General features: G+C 31.5%; 4 protein-coding genes. All 4 read left to right on the forward strand.

Translation table 11 applies throughout. From position 1 onward, the window contains the following. Position 1: 1 nt before the first annotated feature. Positions 2 to 166 carry a M24 family metallopeptidase C-terminal domain-containing protein gene (locus tag BMY82_RS09720; protein WP_334292228.1) on the forward strand — a complete coding sequence of 55 codons (165 nt, stop codon included), beginning with the start codon at positions 2 to 4 and terminating at the stop codon, positions 164 to 166. Positions 167 to 810: 644 nt separating this feature from the next. Beyond that, positions 811 to 3,468, forward strand: coding sequence for a bifunctional acetaldehyde-CoA/alcohol dehydrogenase (gene adhE, locus BMY82_RS08945; protein WP_091976208.1), 2,658 nt, complete (start codon positions 811 to 813; stop codon positions 3,466 to 3,468). Positions 3,469 to 4,080: 612 nt separating this feature from the next. Then, positions 4,081 to 4,392: a hypothetical protein gene (locus BMY82_RS08950; RefSeq protein WP_091976209.1), complete on the forward strand. Its 312-nt coding sequence runs from the start codon at positions 4,081 to 4,083 to the stop codon at positions 4,390 to 4,392. A 1-nt stretch (position 4,393) separates the two neighbouring features. Then, the coding region (locus BMY82_RS08955; protein WP_242938954.1) for a V-type ATP synthase subunit I at positions 4,394 to 6,310 on the forward strand (1,917 nt) is incomplete at its 3' end.

Raw genomic sequence — 6,310 nt, forward strand, 5'->3', positions numbered from 1 at the left:
TATAACATTTGTTCCATTTGACCTTGATGCTATAATTCCAGAAATGCTTACAGAAAGAGATAAGAAGGATCTTAATGAATACCATGCAAAGGTATATGAAATGGTATCACCAGGATTAAATGAAGAAGAAAAAGAATGGTTAAAGAAATATACTAGAGCTATATAGTTTAATTATTAAAAGTAAAGACATACTTTTTTACAATTGTTGATTTTGAAATTAATAAATTAATAGAAAATATAAAAATTATATATTTTTGATATTTGGAGGAGCATGATGCTCCTCTTTTTTTATATGAAAAATCAATAATAACTTCAAAAATGTATTTAAAGTGTAAATGAAGCGATTAAATATATTTGTATAAAAAATAACGATTTAGAAATATATAAAAATATAAAAAGAAAAATAAAGTTAATATCTGTATTATAAATGAGATTTCAGTAATATAATGATAAAAAATAAATTAATAAAGATAAAAAAATCGAAAAAAATCAAAAAAGATATTTGGGATTCAATATAATTTTAATATAATAAACACATTGTAAAAAACGATTTCTTAAAAGATAAATCAGAAAGTGTTGATAAAATAAGCTGTATATATTATTTTTGAATAAAAAAATATAATAGGAAAGTATTGACATGGATAAATTAATTAACTATAATAATGTTAAATAAAAAACTAACAAATAAGAAAGTCGAAAAATAAATATAGTTAAGTTTAGAAAAATAGGCTAAATTAGGGATTAAAAACTATTAAATTTTGATAGATTAAATTTAGAGGATTTATTTCTAGGTGTGTAGGAGGTATTAAAATGACTAAAAAACTTAAAAATGAAGAAGTTGAAGAAATCAAAGAAGGGCAAATTGAAGAAAACTATATTGTGAAGGATATAGAGTCTTTTGATAGAAGATTAGCTCAAGTAAAAAAAGCTCAAGAAGAATTTGCGAAATTCTCACAAGAAGAGGTTGATAAAATCTTTTTAGAAGCAGCGCTTGCAGCAAATCATAAAAGATTAGAGTTAGCTAAATTGGCAGTTGAAGAAACTGGAATGGGTGTCTTTGAAGATAAAGTTATAAAGAATAATTATGCAGCAGAGTATACATATAATGCATATAAGCACACTAAAACTTGTGGGGTTATAGAAGAAGATAAGGCTTATGGAATAACAAAAATAGCAGAATCTATAGGAGTTGTTGCGGCAGTTATACCAACAACTAATCCAACATCAACAGCAATATTCAAAACCCTTATATCTTTAAAAACAAGAAACGGTATAATAATATCTCCTCATCCAAGAGCAAAGAAATCCACAATAGAAGCAGCAAAAGTTGTTTTGGAAGCAGCTGTTAAGGCAGGTGCACCAAAGGGAATTATAGCATGGGTTGATGAACCATCAATTGAACTTACAGCAGCTATGATGAAGCATGCGGATATAATATTAGCAACAGGTGGTCCAGGAATGGTTAAGTCTGCTTATTCTTCAGGAAAGCCAGCCTTGGGAGTAGGAGCAGGTAATGTTCCGGCTCTTATAGATGAAAGTGCGGATATAAAAACAGCAGTAAGTTCAATCATACTATCAAAGTCATTTGATAACGGTATGATATGTGCTTCAGAGCAGTCAGTAATAGTTCCTGACAAACTTTACGATCAAGTAAAAAAAGAATTCGAGTTTAGAGGAGCATATATACTTAAAGGAGAAGAAGTAGATAAATTTAGAAAGATAATATTAAATAGCAAGGGTGCTTTAAATGCAGATATAGTAGGTCAGTCAGCATACCAGCTTGGTAAACTTGCTGGAGTAGATGTTCCAAAGAGTGCAAGAATAGTAATAGCAGAAGTAGAGGAAACTGATTTTGTAGAAGCTTTTGCTCATGAAAAATTATCTCCAATCCTTGCGATGTACAAGTATAAATCTTTTGATGAAGCAGTAGCAAAGGCTGAACACCTAGTAGAACAGGGTGGTTTAGGACATACATCTTCACTTTATATAGACACATTAAACTGCAAGGAAAAAATGAAGAAGTATATAGATACAATGAAAACTTGTAGAGTAGTAATAAATACTCCTTCTGCACAGGGTGGAATAGGTGATCTTTACAACTTCAAATTAGCTCCATCTTTTACATTAGGTTGTGGTTCTTGGGGTGGAAACTCAGTATCAGAAAATGTAGGTGTTAAGCATCTTATAAATATTAAGACTGTAGCTGAAAGGAGAGAAAATATGCTTTGGTTTAGAGCTCCAGAAAAAGTTTACTTTAAGAAGGGATGTCTTCCAGTAGCAATGAAGGAATTTAAGGAAGAAATGAACAAAAAGAGAGCGTTTATAGTAACAGATAAATTCCTATACAACAACGGATACATAGATAGAATAGAGGAAGAACTAGACCATATGGGAATTATTCATACAGCATTTTATGATGTAGCTCCAGACCCTACTCTTGGATGCGCAACAGAAGGAGCCAAGGCTATGGAAAGTTTCCAACCAGATCTTATAATAGCGGTAGGTGGTGGATCTGCAATGGATGCAGCTAAAATTATGTGGGTAATGTATGAGCATCCAGAAGCTAACTTCAAGGATATGGCTATGACATTTATGGATATAAGAAAGAGAGCATACAAATTCCCTAAGATGGGTGAAAAGGCATACTTCTGTGCAATACCAACATCAGCAGGTACTGGATCAGAAGTTACACCATTTGCAGTTATAACAGATGAAAAAGAAGGAGTTAAGTATCCTTTAGCAGATTATGAATTACTTCCAAATATGGCAATAGTAGATGCAGATATGCAGATGGAAATGCCAGCTAGACTAACTGCCTCTTCAGGTATAGATGCCATGACTCATGCACTTGAAGCATATGTAGCTATGTTGAGAAGTGAGCCAGCAGATGGAATGGCATTAAAGGCAGGAAAAACAATATTTGAATACCTTCCAAGATCATATAAAAATGGAAAGAATGACTCAGAAGCTAGAGAAAAAATGGCTATAGCTGCGACAATGGCAGGCATGGCATTTGCAAATGCTTTTCTTGGAGTGTGCCACTCAATGGCGCATAAATTAGGTGCTTTCCATCATGTACAACATGGTGTGGCAAACGCACTCTTAATAGGTCAAGTTATTAAATATAATTGTGCAGAAGCACCTTTTAAGATGGGAACTTTCCCTCAGTATAAATATCCTGATTGTGTAGAAAGATATGCAGAATTTGCAAGATTCTGTGGAACTAAGCCAGGTAAAACAGATAGAGAAACTGTAGATAATTTCTTAGTAGATCTTGAAAAATTAAAAGATGAAGTAGGTCTTCCAAAAACTATAAAAGAGGCTGGAGTAGATGAGAAAGCTTTCTTAGATAGTTTAGATGAAATGGTTCTTCAAGCATTTAATGATCAATGTACAGGTGCAAATCCAAGATATCCATTGCTAGAAGAATTAAAGCAAATGTATCTAAATGCATACTATGGTAAGTAGTTAGAATACATATAAATAAGCCCCTAAATATTAATAAATTTATAACAAATAACGAATAATGTAACATATATAATATAAAAGGTGGTTTTCCAAAAAAGTGTTGGATAAGCCACCTTTTTAAAAATTTTTAAATAATTTAGCAAAAACTGTTAAAAAATAAACCAAAAAGGTGTATAATGATATTAATAGATAATTTATGAGGCGTTTTTTACTTGCTGAGTAGAACTTAAATTTAGATAAAAGAAAAATATTTAAAGAATAACCTCTTTATTTTTTTTTATAATAGAGAAAACATTTGCATAAAAAGGTTAATCTTAAAAAAATAAAATATCGAAAGAATCAGTATTTTGGAGAAAGGTGGGTAGTAACTTTAACAAGCGAAGCCATTGGAGGAACAAGTACTTTTTTTGTCTAAATTTCAATACTTACAAGGCTATGAAAAAATATAATCGTGAATTGATCAAATTATTTTTTTAAAAATTGCATATGTAATTTACGAATTTTCAGTTTTTTAGTCATTTTACGCACTTGAATTATGTTAATAAATAGTGTAAAATTAGTAACAAAAATATAACTGAAAATTAAGAATTTTTTCTGAAAGGAGGAAATTGAATGGCAAAAGAAGCTTTATTAAAAGTTGTAAAGGCTGAAGAAGAGGCTGATAAAATTGTTAGAGAAGCAAGGGAAGAAGCTAAGGATAGTATTTTTTTAGCTGAGAAGCAGTCTAAAACTTTTATAGAAGAAGCGGTTATAAAGGCTAAAGTTGAATGTGACAAACTTAAAGCTAAAGCTGAAGATGAGATGAAAGACGAACTTGAATCTATATCGCAAAAAAGTGAAAAAAGATGCAAGGAAATCCTAGACATTCCTCAAGACAGATTCAATGAAGCTAAGAGATTATTAGTAGAGAGGATAGTGAAATAACATGGCAATAGTTAAAATGAAAAAATTTCACCTCTTGGTACTGAATTCTTACCGCGAAAAACTATTGAGAGAACTTCAGATTTTTAGAAATATTCAATTTGAAGATGTATGTGAGGTCGAAAATTTTGAAAGTGAAGATTTGCTGAGATTTAAAAGAATAGCAGTTGAGGAAGAAATTTCAAAATATGAAGATCAAATGAATCAGTGTACATATGCCATTGATTTGATTTCAAAACATACAACTCAGCTTACTGGTTTAAAAGCTCTTATCGAAGGTTTACCGAACTACACCTTTGAAGAGATGGAGAAAAAAGTTTCTTCAATGGATTTTGAAATGGAATATAGTTCTATTAAATCCCTTGGTGATGAGTTGGCAAGTATTGAATCAAGTATTTCTAAGAGGAAAGAGCTGATAAAAGAGTTGGAAGCTGTATCTAATTTAGATATAAGTTTTAATTCCTTAAATCAGCTAAAAAGATTTAAAGCTTTTGTTGGTGGAGTAAGCAATAAGTTGCTGGAAACTTTTAAGGAAAATATTGAAAAGTTAGAATTTACTTATTGCGAGGAAGTTGGAGTCTATAAGGACGAATATCTTTTCTTTGTTATTTTTGACAAAAGAGAAGAGGAAGAAGTTTTAGAAGTATTTAGAACTGGAAATTTTAATGTCATAAAGAATGACTCGGACAAGTTACCTAAAGAGAGAATCGATGAACTAAATGCTGAAATAGAAAAAATGTCGGCTAAAAAAGACGAAATATGTAAACTTTTGGGAACAAAGTCGAAAGAAATATCAGACTTTAAAATATATTTCGAATACTTAGGTAATCTAAAGGTGAGAACTCAAGCTCAATACGAGTTTATGGCTTCAAAAAGTGTATGTGTTTTAAGTGGTTATTGTCCAGATTTTGATACAAAGAGATTGGAAGAAGTTGTAGCCAATGTATGTGAAGATACATATACAGCCGAGTTTGAAGATGTTGATAAAAATGATCCAGACGTGCCGATTATACTAAAAAATAATAGACTTGTTAGAGCATTTGAAAGTGTTACTTCTACATATGCACTTCCAAAATATAATGAAGTTGATCCAACTCCACTATACGCTCCGATATATGCCTTATTCTTTGGTATGATGTCAGCGGACGTTGGATATGGAGTAGTGCTTTTAATTCTTACTACTTTAGGACTTAAGATTTGTAACTTTACACCCAATATGAGAAAGAATGTAAAGTTTTTCCAGTTGATAGCCGTTTCAACAGCAATATGGGGATTTTTATACGGCTCATACTTTGGAGCAAGTATTCCAGGTATGTGGAGGCTTTTCGATTTAAGCAAAGACTTTATGACGATTCTGATTATATCAATAATCATAGGAGGTATACATCTTGCATATGGTCTTTTGATCAAAGCTTATATGCAGGTTAGAGATGGACAATATGTTGATATGTTCTTTGATGTAATAGCATGGTTTTTAACTTTGGGAGGAATAATATGCTTTTTACTATCACTAGCAGGTGTAATTTCATCAGACATAGGTAATATTGGGAAATATGTCATGATAACAGGTATAATCCTACTTGTAATAGGAGGAGCAAGAGCATCAGAGGGAAATATTGTAAAGAGACTTGTAGCAGGTATCTACAATGTATACGGAATATCAAATTATATCGGAGACTTTGTATCTTATTCACGTCTTATGGCATTGGGTATGTCAGGTGGATACATAGCATTTTCAGTAAATATGATTGCAGGAATGGTATGGGGGAAAACGTTTATAGGGTATGTAGCAGCGATACTTATTCTTGTATTATTCCATGCATTTAACTTATTCCTATCATGCTTGGGAGCCTATGTACATGCATTAAGACTTATATACGTAGAATTCTTTGGTAAGTTCTACGAAGGTGGCGGAAAAGCA

This window comes from Peptostreptococcus russellii (genome assembly GCF_900110295.1).
Lineage (GTDB): Bacteria > Bacillota > Clostridia > Peptostreptococcales > Peptostreptococcaceae > Peptostreptococcus > Peptostreptococcus russellii_A.